This window comes from Microcoleus sp. Z1_B2, from assembly GCF_036700325.1.
Taxonomy (GTDB): domain Bacteria; phylum Cyanobacteriota; class Cyanobacteriia; order Cyanobacteriales; family Microcoleaceae; genus Microcoleus.
Genome location: NZ_JAUBOQ010000014.1, coordinates 23795 through 46331 on the forward strand (window position 1 = coordinate 23795; position 22537 = coordinate 46331).

Annotated in this window: 17 protein-coding genes; 10 read left to right on the forward strand and 7 right to left on the reverse strand. The window is 45.8% G+C overall.

The window, feature by feature from the left end; all coding sequences use genetic code 11:
- The first annotated feature begins 17 nt into the window (after nt 1–17).
- Nucleotides 18–497 carry a hypothetical protein gene (locus QT984_RS10300; RefSeq protein ID WP_333239864.1) on the forward strand — a complete coding sequence of 160 codons (480 nt, stop codon included), beginning with the start codon at nt 18–20 and terminating at the stop codon, nt 495–497.
- A gap of 114 nt (nt 498–611) precedes the next feature.
- Here the strand turns inward: QT984_RS10300 and QT984_RS10305 are convergent, their stop codons facing one another.
- From QT984_RS10305 to QT984_RS10315, 3 genes are all read right to left on the reverse strand, one after another.
- Entirely contained in the window at nt 612–1538 is a 927-nt protein-coding gene (locus tag QT984_RS10305; protein ID WP_333373911.1) for an FTR1 family protein, read from the reverse strand.
- Between the two features lie 104 nt (nt 1539–1642).
- A complete protein-coding gene (locus tag QT984_RS10310) occupies nt 1643–2863 on the reverse strand; it encodes a helix-hairpin-helix domain-containing protein (RefSeq protein WP_333270160.1) in 1221 nt (406 codons plus the stop codon).
- A 164-nt stretch (nt 2864–3027) separates the two neighbouring features.
- On the reverse strand, nt 3028–4032 hold the full coding sequence (locus tag QT984_RS10315) for a multicopper oxidase domain-containing protein (RefSeq protein WP_333052885.1): 1005 nt from the start codon (nt 4030–4032) through the stop codon (nt 3028–3030).
- A 206-nt stretch (nt 4033–4238) separates the two neighbouring features.
- On the opposite strand from QT984_RS10315, the gene rppA reads away from it, so the two are divergent.
- The 4 genes from rppA (at nt 4239) to rpmB (ending at nt 9056) form a co-directional block, all read left to right on the forward strand.
- Nucleotides 4239–4928: a two-component system response regulator RppA gene (gene rppA, locus QT984_RS10320; protein WP_333208633.1), complete on the forward strand. Its 690-nt coding sequence runs from the start codon at nt 4239–4241 to the stop codon at nt 4926–4928.
- A 162-nt stretch (nt 4929–5090) separates the two neighbouring features.
- Nucleotides 5091–6428: a two-component system sensor histidine kinase RppB gene (gene rppB / locus QT984_RS10325; protein WP_333208634.1), complete on the forward strand. Its 1338-nt coding sequence runs from the start codon at nt 5091–5093 to the stop codon at nt 6426–6428.
- Nucleotides 6429–6682: 254 nt separating this feature from the next.
- Nucleotides 6683–8671 (forward strand): molecular chaperone HtpG, encoded by a 1989-nt coding sequence (gene htpG, locus QT984_RS10330; RefSeq protein WP_333052888.1) that lies wholly within the window; start codon nt 6683–6685, stop codon nt 8669–8671.
- 148 nt (nt 8672–8819) lie between these two features.
- Nucleotides 8820–9056 (forward strand): 50S ribosomal protein L28, encoded by a 237-nt coding sequence (rpmB, locus tag QT984_RS10335; RefSeq protein ID WP_333052889.1) that lies wholly within the window; start codon nt 8820–8822, stop codon nt 9054–9056.
- 85 nt (nt 9057–9141) lie between these two features.
- Here the strand turns inward: rpmB and QT984_RS10340 are convergent, their stop codons facing one another.
- Together QT984_RS10340 and proS are read right to left on the reverse strand one after the other, a co-directional pair.
- A complete protein-coding gene (locus QT984_RS10340) occupies nt 9142–12111 on the reverse strand; it encodes an adenylate/guanylate cyclase domain-containing protein (RefSeq protein ID WP_333052890.1) in 2970 nt (989 codons plus the stop codon).
- Nucleotides 12112–12432: 321 nt separating this feature from the next.
- Nucleotides 12433–14343, reverse strand: a complete 1911-nt coding sequence (proS, locus tag QT984_RS10345; RefSeq protein ID WP_333052891.1) for a proline--tRNA ligase — start codon at nt 14341–14343, stop codon at nt 12433–12435.
- Here proS and QT984_RS10350 point away from each other — a divergent pair.
- The 4 genes from QT984_RS10350 to QT984_RS10365 all read left to right on the forward strand — a co-directional run bounded on the left by QT984_RS10350 (nt 14342) and on the right by QT984_RS10365 (nt 19855).
- Nucleotides 14342–14734 (forward strand): hypothetical protein, encoded by a 393-nt coding sequence (locus QT984_RS10350; RefSeq protein WP_333052893.1) that lies wholly within the window; start codon nt 14342–14344, stop codon nt 14732–14734. The genes proS and QT984_RS10350 overlap by 2 nt on opposite strands.
- Before the next feature lie 301 nt (nt 14735–15035).
- Nucleotides 15036–15980 carry a hypothetical protein gene (locus tag QT984_RS10355; RefSeq protein WP_333262830.1) on the forward strand — a complete coding sequence of 315 codons (945 nt, stop codon included), beginning with the start codon at nt 15036–15038 and terminating at the stop codon, nt 15978–15980.
- A gap of 84 nt (nt 15981–16064) precedes the next feature.
- Nucleotides 16065–16346: a hypothetical protein gene (locus tag QT984_RS10360; RefSeq protein WP_445243135.1), complete on the forward strand. Its 282-nt coding sequence runs from the start codon at nt 16065–16067 to the stop codon at nt 16344–16346.
- 365 nt (nt 16347–16711) lie between these two features.
- On the forward strand, nt 16712–19855 hold the full coding sequence (locus QT984_RS10365; protein ID WP_333373914.1) for an MFS transporter: 3144 nt from the start codon (nt 16712–16714) through the stop codon (nt 19853–19855).
- 211 nt (nt 19856–20066) lie between these two features.
- Here the strand turns inward: QT984_RS10365 and QT984_RS10370 are convergent, their stop codons facing one another.
- The gene (locus tag QT984_RS10370) at nt 20067–20660 is read right to left on the reverse strand and encodes a Uma2 family endonuclease (protein WP_333052896.1); all 594 of its coding nucleotides are present in this window, start codon (nt 20658–20660) and stop codon (nt 20067–20069) included.
- Between the two features lie 288 nt (nt 20661–20948).
- Between QT984_RS10370 and QT984_RS10375 the strand changes: the two genes are divergently transcribed.
- Nucleotides 20949–21425, forward strand: a complete 477-nt coding sequence (locus tag QT984_RS10375) for an orange carotenoid protein N-terminal domain-containing protein (protein WP_333157866.1) — start codon at nt 20949–20951, stop codon at nt 21423–21425.
- Between the two features lie 366 nt (nt 21426–21791).
- Here QT984_RS10375 and QT984_RS10380 read toward each other — a convergent pair whose 3' ends face one another.
- Nucleotides 21792–22466, reverse strand: coding sequence for an acetoacetate decarboxylase family protein (locus QT984_RS10380; protein ID WP_333270169.1), 675 nt, complete (start codon nt 22464–22466; stop codon nt 21792–21794).
- Between the last annotated feature and the right edge of the window lie 71 nt (nt 22467–22537).

The following is a 22537-nucleotide window of genomic DNA, read 5'->3' on the forward strand; positions in this document are numbered from 1 at the left end:
AGCAAGGAGTCAAACAAATGAAATCGCTTAAGTCAAATTTAATTGTTCTAGGTAGTGTTGGATTGCTGTTTTTGGGAGCTTGCAGTAACGATAACCAAGCAAGCGATCCAAATACCACTCCAGCATCCCCTCCTGTCGCCTCTCAACCTGCGTCTTCGCCTCCCGCCACTGCTCCTGGAAAAGCAACTCAAGGGGGGCAAGTTGTGGAGTCTGGAGCTTACCATTTAGAGTTTGTACCTTACAAAGAAGCTACCGGAACTCATTTAGATGTTTTTTTGCAAAAAGGAGAGAAAAAGGAACCAGTTGCTAACGCGAAAGTGACGGCTCAAGTGCAGTTGCCGAGTGGAAAGCAGCAAACCCTAGCTCTCAAGTATGATGCTGAGGGCAAACATTACGCTGTGTTGTTTCCCGGCAATGAACCCGGTCAGTATCCAGTAAAAGTGACTGCGGATATTAACGGAGAAAAAGTTGACGGGCGTTTTACCTTCAATCAATAGATGGCTGATTTCCTAATGCGCTCTAACTTATGGGCGCATTAATTATTAGCAACAAACAACTGCCTCTTGCATTTCCGCTAAAAAGCCGATCGCGTTTCGATCGCACTTAATTTCCTATTTCGTTACCTGAGTTTTTTTAAACGGAAAAAACACTCGACCTGCCAGACTTTGGAAGTAGATGCCACCGACAGTACCTAAAAACATCAAATAGGCGATCGCCTGCATGACATAGAGCTTATCCGTGTAGCCAAACAACGCACTCAACAACAAACCGGGAAACTTTTCTTCGGGAAGCAGTTTTGAGGTATTCCAGACCATTGGCCCGAGAATCCAAGAGTGGATTTTAGGAAATCTTTCGTAATAGAAACACAGTGATGCTGATTCGCGATTTGATTGCGATAAAATATTCACCGCGCTGTCAAATAATCCCAAAGTAGATACCACTAAACCCGCTACAATGAAGAGCAATAAAACGCCCATATATTTGAAAAACAGGCGGATATTAATTTTGATTCCCCATTTAAACAGCAGGACACCCAGTGCGGTGGCTGAGATAAGGCCCGCCCAAGCGCAGATCGCCGGAATAATCCCTTGTTGAAACTTGGCAACGACAAACAAAACTGTTTCAAATCCTTCGCGTAAAACGCCAATCAAAACTAAAGTAAATACGCCCCAGCCAGCATGAGAGTTTTGCGTTAAGGCGGCACTCACAGCACCTTCTACTTCGGCTTTCATAAATCGCGCTTGCTTGGTCATCCAAATCAGCATCCAGCTCAGCATTGCGATCGCTAAAACTCCAAAGGTTGCCTCTAGCAGCGATTCCATAATCGGTGCAAAAGGCTGATTGGATGCGGACAAAATTTGAATTGTCCAGCCGAACATTACACCTATCAAAGCACTGGCAATAAGTCCAACGCCAACGCCGCCGAAAACCCAAGGACTTAAATAACTTTGTCCTGATTTTTTGAGGCAAGCGAGAACGATTCGGACAACTAAGGCGGCTTCGACTCCTTCGCGGAGAGTAATTACAAAGGTGGGCAATGCTTCGCCAAAATTCCTTTTTTATGGTGGGAATGGGACTGGTTAAGGAGCGAGGTAATTGGCAGATTATTTACCAATTACCGCTGTTGATGGGAGTAATGTTTTTAAGATGCGGGTTTGAGAACTTTTTGGCTGTCGCTTTCGATCTTTTTAACTAGCTGGTTGACTTGTTCGGTTGTTTTAACTGGGGCGGGGGGTGCGATCGCAGTTGGCCAATTTGCCTTCAGTTCCGTCATGTTGGCAACAATTGCTTTGTCAATTTCCGGGCTGGTTTTAGCCAATTGAGCGGCAATATCTTTGTACAGCATTTCCGCGTACATGACAAAACCCCGCGAATCTTGGTATTCAATAATTGCGGAAATTTTGCCGTTAGCAACTGCCGCTGCGTATTCGGAATTAGCTGTATCTAGCAAGCCGTTAATCACTTGCAGCACGAATTTCGGATCTTTTCGCTGCGCTTCGGGGAGGGTGGCAATTGCTCCGTCAACTGCTTGCATTGATGTGTCAAATTGTGCATTCACTTGAGCCGGATCTTTTGCACCCGCTTTAACTAAATCCTGCAATTTAGTTAGAGTAGTCTTAAATTCGGGAATTTTACGCTCGTTTAGCTGATTTTCGACATTGGCATAAATTTCTTCGACTGGATGCCCGATGTGAGGTTCTGCCTGGTCTGGTTTGCCTTGCTCCAAGAGTTCTTTTGCTACCATAAGATGCCCTTTCATCAATCCCATGTTAGTCATGAAGTCTACATCTTTGGCTTCACCGGTGAGGACGACATCTTCAATAGTCACCATGTCTTTGATTTCGTCGAATTGGGGTTGAGTAATGACATTTTTTGATACCAATTCTTCGACTTTCCCGTAAGGACGGCTGGCTTGAATTTTGTTAGAAAGTGCCGGTACTCCTAACTTGGCTTCGAGTTTATCTAACTCTGAAGGAATGGCAGTATTGATGTTGATGCCGCCTTTGCCGCCGTGATTCCCGCTGTGACCGCTTGTGGAGGCGGGACTGGCTGTAGCAGCGGGTGAGGCGGTGCTGTCGGTGTTGCTGGCTGTGGGGGTGGAAGCGCAACCGGTCAGAGCAACGAGGATGGCTGTAGCGGTTGCTGTAGGTAATAAACGATATCTTGCAACATTTGCAGCAACCCTGCTACGGGCGGGCGAGACGCCCACCCCACAAGAAAAGTCATTGTTTGTGGAACAGGCATCTTGCCTGTTCTTGGGGACGCGCACCCCACAAGAAAAGTCATTGTTTGTGGAACAGGCACCTTGCCTGTTCTTAAGAATGGTGCAAGATGTGAGTAATAAACGAAATGTTGATAACATGGCTGTTGCTAATTTTTACGTTATGTGCATTTGGCCTCACAAGTTATTAAGAAAGATTCTCAATTATTTGCGAGCTATTCATTCTACCTATTTGCGATCGAGCTTGTCAAATAATTTCATACTTTCTTTATTTGAATCGCCGCACCGTGGTAGCAGGATTTGGTTTAAGTGATGACTTCAAATACCCCCATGCAGCCTGCTTCGGCGATATCATCTTGATGGGGATGAAACATAAATTTTCCAGCGTAGCCGTAGGTAAATTCTAAAATATGTCTTTCAGCTACTCCCATTGTGATTACATCGGTTCTTTCACTGGGAGTTAAAGTCATTCCCGTGCGATATACGTCAAAAAAGTTGGCGTGCAGGTGAAAAGTCACTGCCGCTTCGTACTCAATTATGTTGAGAACGTAAAGCCGGATTAGCTGATTTCTGTAAATAGGGATCGGGTTGTTCATGTAATAATTGGGCAACCCGTTAAAAGCGTATAGTTCGTTTTTTTTGTCGTCGTTTACATCGTATCCTCCCATGATTAACATGATTTCATCTGCGGGAGGACGGGGTTTTGGCGGATCTATGATGAACATTCCATAGAGTCCTTTACCTATATGACGAGTTACGGGTTCAATATGGCAGTGATAAAGATGCACTCCGTAGGGATTGGCATCGAATTCATAAATAAATACCGAACCGTGTTTCACTGGTTTAACGCCATCCATTTCGCTGGTATGAACGCCGTGAAAGTGCAGCGAATGAGAATCTGCGGCTTTGTTATAAAAAATGACGCGGATACGATCGCCCTCAGTTGCCCTCAATGTCGGCCCCGGCACGCGATTGTTCACGTTCCAGGTGTTGAAGGTGACGGCGCTGTTGAGTTGGACGATCGAAGTATTAGCTTCTAGGCGAAATTCCCGAACCGTGCGCCCGTTTTCGCGCGTCACCGTGCCGTAATCAAAATCCCGCGCAATTTGCATGGGGTTGATATTGCTGATGGTGACTGCATCTGCAGGCATGGGCGGTATTCTCGCGACTGATGTCGGTTTGCGAGTCAAGTGTTGAAGTGCGATCGCGCCCCCCGCTACCCCAGCCCCAGCTATTCCTAGCTGTAGCAGTTGGCGGCGACTCCAGCGCCCCGGCTTTTTCATGGGGGGACGATCGGATAAATCTGTCATAGTTATTGAAAAATATTCTCAAAAATTTGATTGGGTTTGAGTATAAGACATTTCCCGCTTGTTGTCAATAATTGTCAACAGTCCTTTTTTTCTGCGAAATTAGAAAATTTCATGCTGATTTCATCTCAGTATGTGATGTTAGATGTTGGGGTAGATGCTGCCGATCGCTAACAATGTATAAAGATTTACCGCTATAAATTAGAGTTATGAGAGTTTTGCTAGTTGAAGATGAGCCAGATTTAGGGAAAGCGATCGAGCGAACCTTAAAGCAGGAAAAATATATAGTTGATTGGGCCCTCGATGGCAGTGAAGCTTGGGAATATTTAGACAGCCAGTGGACGCAATACACCCTCGCTATTTTTGACTGGTTGCTACCAGGATTGTCAGGATTGGAACTGCTGCGGAGATTGCGTGCTAAACATAGCGCCCTGCCCGTATTGATGCTGACAGCAAAAGACCGAATGGAAGATAAAGTTGCGGGACTAGATGCCGGAGCTGACGATTATTTAGTCAAGCCGTTCGGGATGGCGGAACTGTTAGCAAGATTGCGGGCTTTGCAAAGGCGATCGCCCCAAATTCAACCACAACATAGACAGGTAGGGAATCTCGTTCTCGACTGCGGAAATCGCACTGCTTGTCATGTCGATACCCACGGCAAAAATCAGATAATTTCACTGACAAACAAAGAATTTCAACTGCTAGAATATTTTATGAAACATCCGAACCAAATTGTCACCACCGACCAAATTCGGAATCAGCTATGGGAAGCGAGTGCAGATACCTTTAGCAATGTGGTAGCAGCTCAAGTGCGCTTGCTGCGGCGCAAACTTGAGTCTGTTGGCGGCGCTAATTTAATAGAAACCGTTCACGGCGTCGGATACCGCATGAGAAATTAAAGTAAAACCGATAGTCCGGCAGGGAATGAATTCCCGGCCTCAAAGCTAAAGTCCTCTAAAGAGGACTAATGAGTTCTTTAGTCCTCTTTAGAGGACTTTAACTATTAGCCAGGGAATTCATTCCCTGGCGGACTGTTTGACTGACAGCTTAAGTTATGAAAAATGAATCAAAATAAACTATTTAACCGAACTCGCTGGCAATTAGCCCTTTCCTATGCAGCAGTAATGGGTTTGATTTTAAGCTTGCTGGGATTGGGCGTATACGAGGCGATCGCCCACGCTCACTGGGTAGCCATAGACCGCGAATTAGAATCGGTAGCGGGGACGCTACACGACAGCCTAGAAACAAAATTGCAGCAGCCCGGACGCCTAGAACCAATAGTCAATGATCTTTTGCCCAACCTCCGCGTAATTGGAGTTAACGGCATTAAAGATAAAGAACAGTTGCCCGATCGCCATATTTTAAGCGCTATAAACCAAAGCTTTTACTATATCCGTTTATTTGATAATTCAGGAAATTTGATTGCTACAGCAGGCGCTTATCCCGAAGAATTGCCACCGACATTTAACTCACAACATTGGCAAACAATCACTGACAGCCAAGGCAATATTTATCACCAAATTTCTGTATTGCTGCACACCAATAATCAGGAAGATTGGGGATATTTTCAAGTTGGGCGGAGCTTGGAAGACTTCAACGATTATCTCAGTACAGTGAAATGGGTTTTGAAATTAGGATTGCCTACAGCATTGATTTTGATAGGCTTTGCTAGTTGGTGGCTGGCAGGATTAGCCATGAAACCGATTTATGCTTCCTACCGACAAATCCAACAGTTTACAGCGGATGCTGCTCACGAATTGCGGACGCCTTTAGCGGCTTCGCAGGCGACTGTAGAATCGGCGCTGTTGACGCCTCAATTGGATGAAAAAGAGGCGCAGGAAATTTTGCGGACGATCGATCGCCAAAACCGACGACTGACTCAGTTAGTGGCTGATTTGCTGCTGCTGGCTCGCATGGATAATCAAGTGATACGCGATCGCCCTCAATTGTGTTGTTTGAATGACCTTGTTAGCGATTTAATAGAGGAATTGGCCGCTTTGGCGATCGCCTCAAAGGTAGCGCTAACATCCGAAATGCGCGTACAGCAGCAGTTAAATGTTGTCGGCAATTCCGACCAACTTTATCGCCTAGTTGCTAATTTAATTGTTAATGCCATTCAATACACTCCGGCGGGCGGGAAAGTAACAGTTATTTTAGATTGCAATCACATCGAGGCGATCGTTCAGGTTCAAGATACCGGTATTGGGATAGCGGCGGCAGATTTAGAGCGAATATTCGATCGATTTTACCGAGTTAACAGCGATCGATCGCGCCATACAGGCGGTTCGGGACTGGGATTGGCGATCGCCCAAACCATCGCCCGCGCACACCGCGGCAGCCTCAGCGCCCGCAGCGAATTGGGTTCCGGCAGCACCTTTCTCCTGCAGTTGCCTTTGTGAGCTACTATGTGAGGGCAACTGACATCTTGCACCACGATCGAGAACAGGCTTTTCGGCCTGTTCCACAAAGAGTAAATTATCTTGTGGGGTAGGCCGGAAAGCCCGCCCGTCAAAGGCTTATTGAGAATTGTGCAAGATGTGGGGAAAACCGAATCATCTTTTTGTGGTAATCCCTTCGGCAAAACGTAGCACGATCGCCGAAAATCATTAAATAGCTATTTCTAAGCAATTAGCAGTCATCACAGAGAAAAATTATGACAGTTTTAGAACAGGGAACAATCTCAATCCATACCGAAAATATTTTCCCGATTATCAAGAAGTCGTTATACACTGACCACGAAGTCTTCTTGCGGGAACTAATTTCTAACGCCGTCGATGCCATTGCCAAACTCAAAATGGTTTCTCGTTCCGGCGAATACAGCGGCGAGGTGGGCGAACCGCAAATCAACATAGCGATCGACAAAGAAAACAAAACCCTCTCAATTTCCGATAACGGCATCGGCATGACCGCCGACGAGGTAAAAAAATACATCAACCAAGTCGCTTTCTCCAGCGCAGAAGAATTTATTGAAAAATACCAAGGCAGCGGCGAGGACGCAATTATCGGTCACTTCGGTCTCGGTTTCTACTCTTCTTTCATGGTGGCGAAGAAAGTAGACATTGATACTCTTTCTTACCAGGAAGGAGCCCAAGCCGTACACTGGTCTTGCGACGGTTCTCCCGCTTTTGAACTATCAGAATCTTCCCGCACGGAACGCGGTACTACTATTACTCTTACCCTCCAAGATGAAGAACAAGAATATCTAGAACCCAGTCGGATTAGGCAGTTAATCAAAACTTACTGCGATTTCATGCCCGTTCCCATCAAATTTGAGGGAGAGGAACTCAACAAGCACAAAGCAATTTGGCGGGAATCAGCCAGCAATTTGCAAAAAGAAGATTACTTAGAACTGTACCGTTACCTTTACCCGTACCAAGACGAGCCTCTGCTGTGGGTACACCTGAATACAGATTATCCTTTTATTGTCAACGGGATTCTTTTCTTTCCCAAATTGCGGCCGGATGTCGATGTTACCCAAGGCAATATTAAGCTATTCTGCAACCAGGTTTTTGTCAGCGACCACTGCGAAGAAATTATCCCGAAATTCTTGATGCCGCTGCGGGGAGTTATTGACAGTACCGACATTCCCCTGAACGTTTCTCGCAGTTCTTTGCAAAGCAATCGCACTGTGCGGAGAATCGCTGATTATATTGCGAAAAAAGTGGGCGATCGCCTGAAAGAACTCTACCGCGACGACCGCAACGAATACATCCGTTGCTGGCAAGATATCGGCACTTTTGTCAAGTTTGGAACTCTCAACGATGACAAGTTCAAAAAGCAAGTCGAAGATATTTTAATCTACCGCAGCACCTACGAACCAACAGCCGAGAATCCAGAAACTGTAACGCCAGAAGTTCAGGTGCAAACAGAGGAAGGAGATTTGTGGCAAGATGTCACTCCGAAGTCGGAAAATTCTAGTTCCACCCAGCCTTACACGACTTTAAAAGAGTATTTGGAACGCAATCAAAAACGCCACGAAAATCGTGTGTTTTATTGTACAGATCCGGCGTCTCAAGCAACTTACGTTGCTATGCACAAAAGCCAAGGTTTAGAAGTGCTGTTTATGGATTCTTTCATCGACACGCACTTTATCAGCTTCTTGGAACGAGAACACTCAGATGTCAAATTCTCGCGGGTTGATTCCGACATCGATGAAACGCTAATTGACAAAGAGAAAGAAGCGGAAATTGTCGATCCGGCGACGAATAAAACTCGCAGCGAACAAGTTAAGGAAATGTTCCAAAAAGCTCTCAATAAGCCGAAAGTGAACATTCGCACAGAAGCTTTGAAGTCTGACTCTGCGGAGGCGACGCCACCTGCGATCGTACTTTTGCCGGAAGCTTTGCGCCGGATGCGCGACATGACTGCGCTGTTGCAGCAGCAAGCGGCCGAATTCCCCGAAGATCACGTTTTGCTGGTGAATACGTCTCACCCGCTGATTCAAAATCTGGCGAGTTTGAGTCAGGGTGCGATTATTCAAGGTGGCGGCGAGTCTCCGTCGGCCCAGTTGGCGAGTATGATTTGTCACCACGTTTACGACTTGGCTTTGATGGCCCAGAAGGGTTTCGATGCTGAAGGGATGAAGGATTTTGTCGAGCGATCGAATCAAGTCTTGACAAAATTGACTGAACGTGCCATGTAATTACCCCCCCCAACCCCCCCTTGCTAAGGGGGGGAGTAAGAGTTTATTTCTATTGGTAAAGGGATAAGTCAAGCCTTCTTCCTTGTTCCTTCTTCCTTCGGGTATAATGAGAGGCTGCACGCAAAAAAACGGTAATCTGGAGGGAAGTATGTCACGGAAATGTCAGCTAACGGGGAAGAAGGCTAATAACGGTTTTGCAGTTTCTCACTCGCACCACCGCACTCACAAGTTGCAAGAGGCAAATTTGCAGTGGAAGCGGGTGTGGTGGCCGCAGGAGAAGCGCTGGGTAAAATTGCATCTTTCTACAAAGGCGATTAAAACCTTGCAAAACAAGGGTTTGGAAATCATGGCGAAGGAAGCTGGAATTAACCTGTACAAGCTTTAAAAAACTTGGCTAGCGTAAAAGTAAGGGCGATCGCACATTTGAGAGTGCGATCGCCCTTACTTTTAGAGAAAAACCTTTACTAAAGTCACTGTCTGCATTTGAGTAAATAAGTAGTCATCTGGCCTTTGCCTTTAACTTCGATCGCGCCGCGACTTTCAAATACATACTTGTCCTGCAATATATCATAAATTGCAGAGGTGACTTGAATGCACCCCGGCAAGCCGTGGGATTCCATGCGGGAAGCGGTGTTAACGGTGTCTCCCCATAAATCGTAAATAAATTTTTTAATTCCAATAACTCCCGCGACAACCGGGCCGGTGTTAATGCCGATTCTGATGCTAAAATCTTGATTGTGGAGATTGCTGAAGTCAGTAATTGCCTGCTGCATATCGAGGGCCATTTGGGCGATCGCCTCTGCATGATCGCTGCGGGGCATGGGCAGCCCTCCTACTACCATGTAAGCGTCGCCAATCGTCTTAATTTTTTCCAAACCGTGCCTTTCTGCTAGGCGATCGAAGGTGGAAAAAATATCGTTAAGCAAGGAAACTAATTCCGGGGGAGAAATTTGGGAACTAATTTGGGTAAAACCGACTATATCTGCAAACAATACTGTTACTTCGGAAAAAGTATCGGCGATGATGCTTTGGTCTTGTTTTAATCTATCGGCGATCGCTTGCGGTAAAACATTGAGCAGGAGACGGTCAGATTTTTCTTGTTCTAAGCGCAAAGCTGCCTCAGCTTGTTTGCGAGTTGTGATATCTTGAACAGTACCTTCGTAATAAAGCAAATTTCCATGTCTGTCGCAGACAGTATAAGCATTCTCCGCAATCCAAATTATACTGCCATCTTGGCGGTAAACTTGAGACTCAAAATCTGATACTTTGCCGTTTTTTCGCATTAAATTAATGACTTCGGCGCGGCGTTCTGGGCATACATATAGCTGGCGGTTAATATTAGTTAAAGTTCCCTTCAACTCTTCAAAGGAACTATAACCGTAAATACGAATTAAAGCAGGGTTGACGCTGAGATATTCCCCATCGGGAGTAGTTTGAAAGATGCCGACGATCGCATTTTCAAAAATGCTGCGGTATTTTGCCTCAGCTTGTCGCAGCGCTTCTTCAGCGCGCTGGCGTTCTCGCGCTTCCATTGCGAAAGTTACAGAGTCTGCTAGAGAAACAGCGAAACTTTGTTCTTCAATAGTCCAACGGCGGGGCATTCCTACGTGTTCTAAACAGAGAACTCCGGCTGTTTCTCCGCCTATTTGAATCGGCGTATCTAGCATGGAAGTGATGCCGAACGGAAGTAGGTAAGATTCCGCAAATTCTCTAGTTCTAAAATCGTTTTGCGCGTCAAAGGCAGCAATTGCGCGTTCTTCTCGCAGTGCTTGGAAATAGACAGGATAGTCTGCTTCTGCTAATTGCAAACCGTCTGAGTGCTGGTTGACAGCGCGATCGAACAAATCCAGGCACTCGATCTTGGATTTAGTGCGATCGTACAGCCATACGCTCGATCGGGCAACTTCCAGAGTACGGCTAGCAGTTTCAGTTATTTCTTGAAGCGCCTTTGTTAAGTCGCCTTGATTCAGCGCTTTATTTTTGGCTAAATCAATTAAGGCCGATTTCTGTTTCTGTAGCTGAAGTTCGCTTTGTTTCAGGGCATTTGTCCGCTCTTCAACTCGGATTTCCAGCTTTTCATTCAGATGAAGCAGCGCTATTTCAGCTTTTCGGCGAGCGGTGATATCTGTGCCGATGCAGAGGATGCCCAGGATTTCTCCCGCTGAATTAACCAGCGGTTTATTTGCCCAAGATACCCAAACGCGATCGCCACGGCGTCGGAGGTTTTCATTTTCATAGCTGGTAAAGCGATCGGGATTTTGTAAAATTTCATTATAAACCAACTGTAAGTTATTCCCTTCGATGTCTGTCTGCGGAAGAATTGTTCCCATTGCATTTTTACCAATGACTTCTTCCTGAGTGTAGCCAAAGAATATTTCAGCAAATTCGTTAAAAAAAGTAATATTGCCGTCAGCATCCAATTTCAGAATAATGCTGCTTGCATTTTCCACCAATTCTCGATATTTAATTTCGCTTTCTCGCAGCGAATTTTCTGCCTCGGCGCGTTCAGCTACCGTCGCTGCCAATAACAGCGATGTAATTGTAACTACAGCCATAAAAGCTTGCAAAAATAAGATAGCCTGAGTGATATTTTCGGCTTTGGCTATGAACGGCCCCCCTCCCTGAGAACTGCCCATAATTGCGATGCTTGAGACAATGAACGATGCTAGGACAGCGGCTCGTTGACCGAATTGGAGCGCCGACCAAATTATGAAAGGAAACGGCAAATATTCCAGGGGATAACTAGAAATAGAAGCTTCAGTTTTCGACACAAAGACCAGCCAGCTCACCCCAATTAATAATAATAACCATACTGCCCGCCAAATTAAATATTTTTGCTGGCTGCCTGTTTGTCTTTTTAAACGCTCGGCGGTTACTTTAGGGCGAAAAAATATTAGGATTAAGGGAGTTAAAATTAAAACTCCCATTGTGTCTCCCAACCACCAATCCCACCGAAGCGACCAATATTCTGTCCTATCTACTTTCCCCGCTAAATATAGGGAAAACGCGCCAATCGTACAACTGATTTGAGTAGAAATTAGACCGCCAAACAAGATTAAATTAACTACATCTTTCAAGCGATCGAGAGATGGACGAAACCCCATCCAGCGCAGGGCAGTTACTGCAAAAACAGCTTGCAGAATTGCCCCGGCGTTTCCTCCCAGCCAAACCGCAAATATCTGTTCATTTGGGTTAACAAAATTTAGCAGGAATGTACCCAAAACTATGGCTGGCCAGACTTTACTCCCAAACAACAAAAGTCCAGCTTGTGCAATTCCTGCGGGTGGCCACACCGAGGCAGCAAAGGGACTAACACCTTGAATTGAAATTGCTAGCCTCGCCCCCACGGCGTAAGCGACAGCAACGACAGTTACTTGGGCTAAGTACCGCCCAATTCGGGATTGAGGGAATCGCAGAAACTGATTTAGGTTCAGATTCATACCGAGTTTTAAGTTTTAGGGGATTTCACATCTCAAGGAAGAGGGAAGTTCGGCAACGAGCAATGTACGGGATGTAACGGATGTAATATCAATTCCGGTTGTATCGGAATGAGGAAACCGCAGAGGACACAGAGGATACAGAGAAAGGGAAGAGAGAGATGAATAATTCTGATGCCAACGGATTTGATATAACGGATGTAACGGATGTCAGGAAGAGGGAATAAGGAAGAGAAAGAGGGGAGCTAATGTAGGGTGTACACCGGGCACATTGCGAGCCTAAATGTAGGTGCGCGGTGCGCGCACCTTACCAATTATAAAGGCTTAGTTGATGGCGGCTTCAATCCACTGTTTTAAAGTAGAATTTACTTCATCAATGAGAATTTCATGTGATTGGTGAGTGGCTCTTTCCACAACTTCAACTTTTCCTGCTTTCAGCGAACGGCCCGGAACAATGCGATAGGGAATGCCGATTAAATCAGCATCTTTGAATTTAACTCCGGCTCGTTCGTCACGGTCATCTAGCAAGGTTTCAATGCCAGATTGGTTGAGTTGTGCGTAGAGTTTTTCGGCGACTTCTACTTGTTGGGCGTCGGAAATATTGGGGATGCTAATGATGGCGTGATACGGCGCGATCGCCACTGGCCAAATTATCCCGTCTTTGTCGTAGGATTGTTCTACGGCCGATTGAGCTAGGCGCGACACGCCGACGCCGTAGCAGCCCATAACAAAGGGCATTTCTTCGCCTTGTTCGCTGGTGTAGGTGGCGCCCATTGCTTGGGAGTATTTGGTTCCTAATTGGAAGATGTGGCCGACTTCGATGCCTCTGGCACTTTCCAAGGTTTGTTCGGGGTTGTGCACTGCCCGATCGCCCTTTTTAGCTGTTCTGACGCCTACAACCGTTGCTGGCAGGGGAAATTCTTTGTTCCAATTAGCCCCGACAACGTGGTATCCTGATTCGTTTGAACCAGTGACAAAGTTTGTCAGATCAACTGCTGTGCGATCGACCAAACGCAAAAACTTGGGAGATACCCCCCCTTGCCCCCCCTTGGTAAGGGGGGGATTTGAGTCTTCTTGCCCCCCCTTGGTAAGGGGGGGATTTGAGTCTTCTTGCCCCCCCTTGGTAAGGGGGGGTTGGGGGGGGTTGGAGGCGATATAATCATCAGCAAGATCCGGAGCCATATAACCCAGAGGTAAAGATTTAGCCGCCCATTTCCGCTGAGCTTCCGCATCGGGAACAGTCAAAAATAAAACAGTTTTAGCTTGATAATTGCCCGCTAACTTCGTCAATTCATTCAGCAACTTTACCTGATTCACATCTTGGTCGCCGCGAATGCTTACCAATACCAAGACTGTGATGCCATTGTCGTAAACAGCTTGGTAAAGCACATTTTTGACAACTTGCGTCGGAGAACATTTCAAAAATTTGCAAAGTTTATCAATTGTTTCAGTTCCCGGCGTTTCCCGCTTTTCAAACGTTGCAAAGGGCGACGGTTCCACATCCGCAGGCATCGATACAGCCTTTTCCACATTAGCTGCATACTGACCATCTTCAGTATAAAGAACTTCATCTTCCCCCGCTTCAGCCAACACCATAAACTCTTGAGAACCAGAGCCGCCAATTGCTCCCGAATCAGCATCTACTGCTCGGAATTGCAAGCCCGATCGGCGCAGCATATTGCTATAAGCTTGAGCCATATCCTGATAAGTTTTTTTCAAACTTTCTTCGTTAGTGTGGAAAGAATAGCCATCTTTCATAATGAATTCGCGACCGCGCATCAACCCAAAACGCGGGCGAATTTCATCGCGAAACTTAGTTTGAATTTGATAAAGATGTAAAGGCAATTGCCGATAGGAACGAATCATATCTTTAGCAATTGTAGTAATTACTTCTTCGTGAGTTGGGCCCAGTCCCAATTCTCGCTGCTGCCTATCTGTCATGGCAAACATAATACCTTCAGCTTGAGTGTAGGTATCCCAGCGGCCGGATTCCCGCCACAAATCGGCCGGTTGCAATTGCGGGAGGAGACATTCTTGAGCGCCGGTAGCGTCCATTTCTTCGCGCACAATTTGAGATACTTTTTTGAGAACTCGCCACATTAAAGGTAGATAAGCGTAAATTCCGCTACCGATGCGCCGGATGTATCCGGCACGGAGTAATAGTTTGTGGCTGGGAATTTCTGCTTCTGCCGGGTCTTCGCGCAGGGTAACAAAAAGCATTTGAGATAGTCGCATGGCTGATTTCCTTAAAATACCGGATGAGTGTAATTTTAGATCAACTTCTGATATTATCAGAACTAAGCCCGATTTGATTAAATATATGAATAAAATTTGGCAAAACTACGAAAAAGGTATGGCAGTCTTTGATAATTGTCACTCTCCTACTGTGCAATCTCAGTGGCTTGCCTTAAAAGATGAAATAGGAGAATTTGTTCGAGAACCTAATTTAAGCGAAATTTGGGATATTGTTCATGCTGCTGGTCGATTGCTTTACAAACTAATCGGAATTCCATTATATTTAATTGCCTATCCTACGGTTCGCAAACACAGTCAACGTTTCGAGGAGTACGGCTGTATTCGCAGCATTCGCAACTGTGAGGGTAAATGCTGCGGGAAAAATTCGTAGCCTAGGCTGCGGCGCACCCGATATCATGTTTGTTGAATGACGCGCAATTACATTCTAATGACCGACAGCATCCAGGATACCCGCCACGTGATTCATCCGTCCAGGAATAAAAAACCTGTATCCGATGAAACTTGCCGAACGTATTTATCCGTGGGATGAATGCTTCAATCTAAAATCTAAAATCTAAAATCTAAAATGGATTGACCGGATTCAAAAAATAATGCAACTTTAGGCAAGCGCCAAACCCATATCCCGTAACTAATTCCCAATCTAAAATCTAAAATCTAAAATCTAAAATCGCATGACCAGATTTATTCACGACCAATTTGCTAAACAGTATCTGAAAGAACTATTAACCCCTCTCGGTAATGTAGAAACCAGCCGGGATGTTGCTGGAGAAGTAAGGCAGGTTGACGTTTTATTTTCCCCGAAAGCAGAACCGGAAGTCGAAGCAACAGCCCTCGGCATTTTGGGTCAAATTGCAGCAAAACCCGCTGTATTTGAACCCTTCCGCAGCCCCGTCCAAATCGGAGAAATTCGCAGTTGTCTGGGCAAACTCTTCGATATCCACGGCGAATTTGAACGCGCGGCAGTTAGAGAAAATACCCGGATTGCAGAGGCAGACTTGCCCCAACTTTGGATACTGTCGCCGACTGTTTCCGACACGATATTAGCTGGATTTCGAGCGATTCCCGAACCGGAAAATTGGGTAAGTGGAGTTTATTTTATGGGCCCATCTCTGAAAGCAGCGATTATTGCCATTCACCAACTCCCCCGGACTCCAGAAACCCTGTGGCTGAGAGTTTTAGGGAAGGGAAACGTGCAGAAGCAAGCTATTGCCGAATTGAGAGAGTTACCCTCAGATAATGTCTTTCGGTTGAATGCGTTAGAATTGTTGTACAACTTGCGAACGATATTAGAAGTACGTCAAGACATAGATCGAGAAGATCGGGAGTTAATTATGGAACTGTCACCCCTCTACTTGCAACGGTTGGAAGATGCAACTCAGCGAGGTATGCAGCAAGGTATTCAGCAAGGTATGCAGCAAGCTATGCAGCGCGCTCAACGCCTGATAGTTGAGAGTATGCTACAAGTAAAATTTGGCGAGATTGATGAAGAATTAACCCAAATAATCGAGCCTTTGATTGAGCTAGAACCCCTCGATCGCACGCGACTAATTAGGCAGCTCGATCGCTCTGAATTGCTAGCTCATTTTGATGCGTCGAAAAACCAACCCGAATCCTAACTCAGCAGCGTACTCTACAATCGGTAGGGTGCGCTAAATATCACTTTACTATTTATTATATATCGAGAAAATCTGGAGTTAATTATGGAACTGTCACCGCTCTATTTACAACGGCTTGAAGAAGCAACTCGGCGAGGTATCGAGCAAGGTATTCAGCAAAGTATCGAGCAAGGTATTCAGCAAGGTAAACGCCAGAATGTTGAGAGTATATTACAAGTAAGATTTGGCGAAATTGATGAAGAATTAGCCCAAATAATTGAGCCTTTGATTCAACTAGAATTTCTTGAAATCGCGCGACTGAGTATGGATCTCGAACGCCGGGAATTACTAGCTCGTTTTGACCCTAACAATCAAACAGAATCCTAACTCGGTAGCGTACTCTACGATATGTAGGGTGCGCCGAAAATTACTTTACTACTATTGATAATGGGTGGCAGCCCCCGCATCAAACTTGCCACTTTGATGCGAACTCTGCTGCTACTAATCCCTTGAAAACTAATTTCTGACTTTAGACGGATTTATTTTTTAGCTTCCAGAGCCATAATAAGCAGTAAGGATGAGATCACTAGATAACTGATTAACCGCTCATCCCAATTTCACTAATAAGGGCTTCAGTAAGATAAATCCGAACCCAAATAAAACATCATCTAAAGATTACAAAGATCCCTCAAAAAAAGTTGGGGGCCGTTTTCGATGTGCCGAGTTAGGCATAAAAACTTAGGAGGTAAATTATGTTTGAAAGCGAGTTATTAATTTCGCTGTACAGTCCCAAATTCAATATGGCCCAAATGCCAGTAGAAATGCCAGTAGAAATAGATGTGCCATTTGAGCACCCCGATATCGGAGGGCTGATGTTTTTAAGCCCTCAGTTTTTCGTGGCATTAATCGCCGGAGTCATCATGGCTTTCGGCTTCCAATTCCTGTTAACCAATTTCTCGATTGCCGCCAAAATCTCAAATTGGGACGAGGCTTTACCCGACGATGACGATGATGATGAGTCCGAAACTTTAGGCAAGAAAGTTCGGAAAATCGAAGGTTTAGTCGGGGGTTGGATTTTAGTCACAGTTAACCTGGCTTTATTTTTGGCTTGTTTTCTGGCAGTAAAACTAACTTCAATTGCCTCGGTAGACGGAGCGGCAATTATTGGTGTGGTCATTTGGTCGGCGTACTTTTTAACGCTGGTGTGGCTCGGTTCTAGCGCCGTCGGTTCCATGATGGGTTCCTTGATAAAAACTGCTTTTTCAGGCGTTCAAGGCGTGATGGGTAGTGCTGGTGCTGCGATCGGCGGCAAGATGGCTAGCGACCAAATGGTCAATACTGTAGAGGCATCTGTTGCCGCTGTCCGCCGCGAATTGAGTTCGGCGGTAGACCCGGATAGCATTCGCGAAACGCTGCAAGATTATGTGGGTTCTTTGCAGTTACCGAAACTAGATGTTAAGGAAATTCGCGGTCAATTTGAAAAGTTGCTGGGCGATGCAGATATCAAATCTCTTGCGGGAAGCGACGTTCTGAAGAATGTTAACCGCCAGACTTTTGTGGATTTAGTTAAGAGTCGCACAGACTTTACTCAAGAGGAAATAACTCAAATTGCTGACCAGCTAGAAGGCGTTTGGAAGCAAACTTTCGGCAAGCAGCAAGAGCAGAAAGACCCGAATTTAGAGTTGGTTGATTTTCTTAAGTTTGCGGCTCCAGATTTGCTGAAGTCTGACGAACTCAACGCCAAGCTGTCTCAAATTCTAGAAAGTAGGGAAAACAAATCGGAATCCAGCAGCGGCATGAAGCGAGCGATGCAGTTGGGTGTGGAAGCTCTTGTGGGCACTGTTTTGTCGCGGACGGATTTGTCTGATTTGGATGTTGAAAAAATCTCCGGTCAGTTGCAACAACTGACAGAAAAAGGTACTCAAAAAGCTAAATCTTTGGCTTCTAAGGTGGGCGACAAAGTGCCTGCGCTGCCTTTCAATACAGCTAAGGCTGATGTGGAAAACTACTTGATGAATGCCCAACCTTGGCATCTCAACCGGGAGACAATCAAGCAGGAATTTAGGGATGTTATTTATGACCCGGAAGCTTCTCCTGGGGCGGTTTTGCGCCAGTTAGAAATGTTTAATCCCGATTATTTTGTAGGGATTCTGGGCCGCCGTGAGGGGTTTGCTCCTGAACAGGTGACGGAAATTGCCGAACAGCTTGAAGGTGTCCGACAAGAAGTGTTGGAAATTGTGCAAGCTGCTGCTGGTGAAGAACAGTCTCAAGATTTGCGGAGTCGGATTGAGAATTATTTGCGATCGACCGGCAAGGAAGAATTGAATCCTGAAGGTATCGAGCGGGATTTCCAAGCGCTTTTGGACGATCGCGATGCTGGTTTTGAGGCTTTGCGCGATCGCCTGTCTCAGTTTAACCGCGATACTTTGGTGCAGTTGCTGGGTCAGCGGGAGGATTTCAGTCCAGAGGAAGCCGATCGGTTAATCGGGCAGCTCGAAAGTTCGCGCGATCGCGTAATTTCAAGAGCTCAAGAATTGCAAGAGCAAGCGAAATCGAAAGCCCAAGAATTGCGGCAAAAGGTAGAAGACTATCTCCGCAATACTAATAAGGAAGAACTCAATCCTGAAGCGATCGAGCGCGAGTTTCAAACGCTGTTAAACGACCCGGAAGCCGGATTCAAAGCGCTGAGAGAACGCTTGTCTCAATTCGACCGCGATACGCTGGTGCAGTTGCTGTCACAGCGCCAAGACCTCAGCGAAGAACAGATCAATCAGACGATCGACCGGATCGAATCTGTGCGCGACAACATTATCCACGCGCCGCAAATAGTGGCAGATAGAGCTAAGCAACAGTACGAGGAAGTTACTGCAAAAATTGGCGAGTACCTGCGGAATACAAACCTGGAAGAACTCGATCCAGAAGGCCTCAATCGGGATTTGACTAAATTGTTTGAAAATCCGAAAGAGGGTGCTTTGGCACTTCGGGACAGACTTTCTCAGGTCGATCGCGAAACTTTAGTCAAGCTGCTTTCGCAGCGGGAAGATTTGAGCGAAGAACAGATCAATCGGACGATCGATCGCGTGCAAGATTCAATTCGCAGCATCGTGAAATCGCCCCGCCGCTTGGCATCTCGCGCTCAAAAAACAGTCCGGGATTTCCAAGGCAGTTTGGAAAATTACTTGCGGAATACGGACAAGGAAGAACTCAATCCTGAAAGCATCAAACGCGATTTGCAGTTGCTGTTTAGCGAGCCGGGAATGGGGATGCAAAGTTTGGGCGATCGCCTGAAGCACTTCGATCGATCGACTCTGGTAGCATTGCTGTCGCAGCGGGAAGACATCTCCCAAGAGGAAGCTAACAGAATTGCCGACCAAATTGAATCTGTCCGCAACCAAATTGTCGAACAAGTTCAAATGGTTCAGGACAAGTTTCAGTCAGCAATGGATGGTATTTTCGGGAAAATCCGGGATTACCTCAATTCGCTCGATCGACCAGAGCTCAACTACGAAGGCATCAAGCGGGACTTACGCAAAGTGTTTGACGACCCGCAGGCCGGATTTGACGCGATTAAAGAGCGTTTAGGTGAGTTCGATCGCGCTACTTTAGTTGCCCTGCTGAGTTCTCGTTCCGATATTTCCGAGGCACAGGCTCACCGAATTGTTGACCAAATGGAAGGAGCAAGGGACAGCGTTTTATTGCGATCGGAACGCCTGCAAAATGAAACCAAAAAACGCATCAAACAGCTCAAGAACAAGGCCAAGCAGCAAGCAGAAGATGCGCGCGAAGCGGCAGCCGCCGCAGCTTGGTGGCTGTTCGGTACGGCTCTGACTTCTGTGGTTGTTTCGGCTTTGGCTGGAGCAATAGCAGTCAACGGGATTTCGGGTTTGTTTAGCTAGATTTTCAACGAGTTTGAAATAAAGTTCTCCTGATTCTAGGCTGGCTGTTTGCCAGCCTATTTTCTTTGGAATGATATCATGTCCGGTTGATTTGGTGGCATTGGAATTATTATGCAGTGCGAGCGTCCACAGCGAACGGTATGGATCGCGAGCGAGGACGCTCGCACTGACATTATCCAAATATATGATTCCGATGCCACCGAAAACGATATTATTTATCGCCGATCGAACTAGGAGGAAATACTTTAGATAAATCTAGGGACAAATCCCCAAAATTAGGGAGGGCAACTGTTTCGTTAGGCAGAAAAATTCTCTTGACGCGATAACCAAATTTGCCTTGCGAATTCTGATAAGGTTCGCTGTAACATTCCAAACAAATTTCTAATAAATTAAATATCCAATAATCAGAGATAGCCGCTTCAGCATAAAGGGGCAACTTGACTTGTTTGTCGTAATTCAAAGAAGAATCCGCAATCTCAATCAGTAACAATATATCCGCTGTTGTGGGGTGACAGGATAAATAGTCATCAGGGCGATTTTGCACGATCGCGCGATCGGGTTCAGGTTCGCTGTCATCCGGCAGAATAATCGGTTGTTGCCCTCGCAGTGTCGCCCTTTCTCCCAGCAGCTTAAATAACTCGCGTTCCAAGCGTGTCTCGCAAACAGAGTGAGCGGTACCTTTAGCTGCCATTTTCACAAGTTCTCCCTTGATTAACTCAACTCGATCGTCCTCACCAAAGAACCCCAGTTCTGTCAGGCGATGATATTCCGCTATGGTGAAACGTTTTGCAGTTGCGATCGACATAACAGCCACCTCAATACAGGTATGTTGCGATTATAGGCGATCGTCGATCGGCTAAACAATGCTAATCATGAGCTTCGCTAACAACAATCTTGTCAAATTTGCCTCATCCTTTGGTTGCACTTTTTCCCAATTTTTGTGAATTTACTCGCCGAACTTATGTCCGGGATCATCTCTGTCTTAAGCAAGATTCTAGCATCACTATTTATTAGGTACTTTAACTTAAGTAGCAAACAAAAGTTTTCTCAAAAATAAGAAAACTGAGCAATACATATTATTTTGGAGGCTTGAATGACCTTTACTACCAGTGCTTACGACCAAGGAAAAGCAGATATTAAGCAGTTGAGTGTAGACGACCAATTAGGTTTGCTGTGGTTTGTTTACACCGAAATGGGCAAGTCAATAACGCCAGCGGCTCCCGGTGCTTCCGGTTCGGAAATCGCTCAGGGTTTGTTCGAGCAAGTCAAGCCTCTGCCCCACCAAGAACAACTACAAGTAATGCGGGACATTGCCTCAAAAGCAAATACTGAAATCAGCCGGATGTACGGCTCGATGAGTCCTGAAACCAAGCTGGCTTTTTGGTATTTCCTAGCGGTAGGAATGGACGAAGGAACTATTATTCCCGTGCCTCCAGACTATCAACTTCCCGACGCAGGAAAAGCTTTATTAGGAAAGATTGAGGGGATGGATTTCCAGCAGCAAATTGATTTCCTTCGCGGTACAATTTTAGAAATGGGTGCTGAAGCCGCTCCGGGGGCTGGCATTTAAAAATAGGACTTACGAAAAACAACCCGGTTTCTCGGAGAATATTGGGTGTGCTAAGGACGCATTTTTTAGGAAGAAAGCCGGCTTTTAGCCGTTTGATACGTAAGTCCTCAAAAAGATTAGTAAGGAATGAGAATTAAATAACTTACAATGCGTGATGGTTCTTGTGGGATGGGCACTCTTAGCCCGTCCAGAAAGGGCGGGCTAAGAGTGCCCAACTCCTACTTCCCACTTTCAAGAGTGTAAATTATTTAATTCGCCATCCTAAGTAGCTCAAACTAATACGCCGCGCCAGAAACCCGGTTCAAGAAACCGCGTTTCTGGCTGTTCTGTTTTTTTAGCTTTACGGCGACTATCCGCACTTTACAGCTAATAACTGAATTCAACGGATTTATTTCCTACAACTTCCGGCGCAGCGACTGTTAAACGCATATTTTCGCAGGCAACTGTTAGCAAGGGCTGACCCAAGTTAAAACTGGCAAAAGGGCTTTCTTCTGGCACATCTAACTCGCCTCTAATCAAGCCGATTTTAGAACCCAATTCTCCTTTAAATAACAGCAAATTGCTGCTGTCAGCGCTGAAAACATTTCCGCTAAAAGGCACCGGGAAGGCTAAAGTTTGCTGGCTGTAATTGAGGCTGCACAGTTGACGGTTTCCTTGGCTAACTGTGACGCGGTAGCCTAGGGGTGCTGCCTTTACCGAATCGCTACCTTCCCAACTAAATTGAGCTAATTCTTTAGGAAGTCCCCAAATTTCGCGCCCGCCAGCTACCGAGTTAGGATTGTCTACGTAGATGTGGGAAATCCAAGCGCCCCATTTTCCTGCATAATTGGCGATCGCACTAACTACAATTAACTCATTGTACTCCATCACCGAACCCAACCCGTAGGACGATATATAAATGCCAGCTAGGGTTTTTCCGGGCAATACAGAGACAATTTCTAAGTCAGAGGGAACCAAGGGGCGCACTCGTGCCACATCTACCAATTGTAAAGTCCCAACAGCATAACCTTGCAGATTCCAAGGTGCAGATGGATATACCATTTTCAGTGATTAAATTTATGATATTTTATATTTATTTTAGCTTGGGGCTTCAAAAAGCCACAATTTTGGGT